Below are 1,438 nucleotides of genomic sequence, written 5' to 3'. Positions count from 1 at the left end.
GGGCGGAGGAGTTCGTGGCCGCCTGGCAGGCCCTGCCGCCGCGGCCCTGACCGCCTGACGCCCGGCGGCCGGTCCCGCCTCAGGGCTGCAGGGTGAAGAGCTGGTGGAACTTCGACACGGCGAGGATGCGCGCCACTTGGCCGCGCGCGCCGCGCAGCACGATGCCACGGCCCTGCGCCGCCGCCACCTCGCGCGCCAGCAGCAGCATGCCGAGCCCCGCCGAGTCGATATGGTCGAGCCCGGCGAGGTCGAGCACCAGGGGCTGCGCGGCGGGCCGCTCCGCCTCGGCCATCACGCGCTGGCGGAACACGGCATGGGCGTCGAAGGTGAGGGCGCCGGCGATGGCGAGGCTGGCTGCGTCAGGCCCGGGATGGATGGTCACCTGCATGGCGGGGGCGTCCTGGCGCGGTCCGGCGGCATGGCTAGAACAGCTCGACATCGCTGCCGGCGGGGGCGGCGCGCGGGGCGCTGCCCTGCTCCAGCCAGCCGGCGAAGCGGTGGCGCACATCGCCCTGGCGGCAGGCGGCCAGGATGCGCGCGACGCAATCGGCCTCGGTGCCGGTGGCGCCGGGCGGGGCGGGGAGCGCGGCCATGGTGGCGGTGGTGGCGGCGGCCAGCGCCTCGACCGCGGCGATGACGCTGCGCAGCCGGTTGCGGGTGCCCTCGGTGAACTGCATGCGGGCGGCGAAGGCGGCGATGTCGTCGCTGATGGCGGCGCCGGAGCGGCTCATGTCCTGCATCAGCGCGTCGACCTCGGCGCGGCGGCGCTGCAGCCCCTCCAGCATGGCGTCGAGCGTCGCCTTGGTGTCGAGGGTGGTGCTCATGTCCACGGTGGCGACCGCCGCCGCGCGCTGCCGGCTGCCCTGCAGCACGCGGCCGATCGCGGTGATCTCGGTGCGCATGGTGTCGGCCATGCGGCCGGTGGAGAGCGCCAGCTCGCGCATCTCGCTGGCGACGACGGCGAAGCCCTGGCCGGCGGCGCCGGCGCGCGCCGCCTCGATGCGGGCGTTGAAGGCCAGCATGGTGGTCATGCGGTTGATGCGCTCGATATCGCCGACGCAGCTCTCGGCGCGTCCGAGATGGGTGGCCACGTCGTCCAGCGAATAGACCATCACCATGGCCTGCTTGGCCATGTCCAGCACGCGCTCGACCACCTGGCCGAGGACGCCCTCCATCAGCCGCACCAGGTCGTCCAGCGCGATCACCCGGTCGCCGGCCTGCAGCGTGCCGGCCAGTTGCAGGGTGCGCTCCAGCCGGCTGGTCTGCGCCCGGGCGCTCTCGGAGAGGCGGCCGAAGGCCTGGATCAGCCCGGCGACATTGTCCTCCACCTCCTGGTCGGTGCCGGCCAGCTCGGCGCAGACGGCCTGGAAGGCGCGGCGCTGCGTCTCGCCCAGGCGGTGCCAGCGGGCCAGCACGGCCTCGGCCTGCTGGCGCGCCG

2 protein-coding genes are annotated in these 1,438 nt (G+C 75.1%); both read right to left on the bottom strand.

Features of this window, described 5'->3' with window-relative positions; genetic code table 11:
• Window positions 1-79: 79 nt before the first annotated feature.
• A complete protein-coding gene (locus tag HMPREF0731_RS06410) occupies window positions 80-388 on the bottom strand; it encodes an STAS domain-containing protein (RefSeq protein ID WP_007003236.1) in 309 nt (102 codons plus the stop codon).
• Between the two features lie 34 nt (window positions 389-422).
• A partial coding sequence (locus tag HMPREF0731_RS26340; RefSeq protein ID WP_040611975.1) for a methyl-accepting chemotaxis protein occupies window positions 423-1,438 on the bottom strand: 1,016 nt, incomplete at its 5' end.

Origin of the sequence: Pseudoroseomonas cervicalis ATCC 49957, assembly GCF_000164635.1 — a bacterium.
GTDB classification, from domain to species: Bacteria; Pseudomonadota; Alphaproteobacteria; order Acetobacterales; family Acetobacteraceae; genus Pseudoroseomonas; species Pseudoroseomonas cervicalis.
Note: the sequence above shows the minus strand (reverse complement) of the source record. Positions and strands in the feature narration are given on the sequence as shown.

Coding starts and splice junctions, on each gene's coding strand:
- HMPREF0731_RS06410 (WP_007003236.1), bottom strand. CDS start 388: ATGCAGGTGACCATCCATCCCGGGCCTGACGCAGCCAGCCTCGCCATC.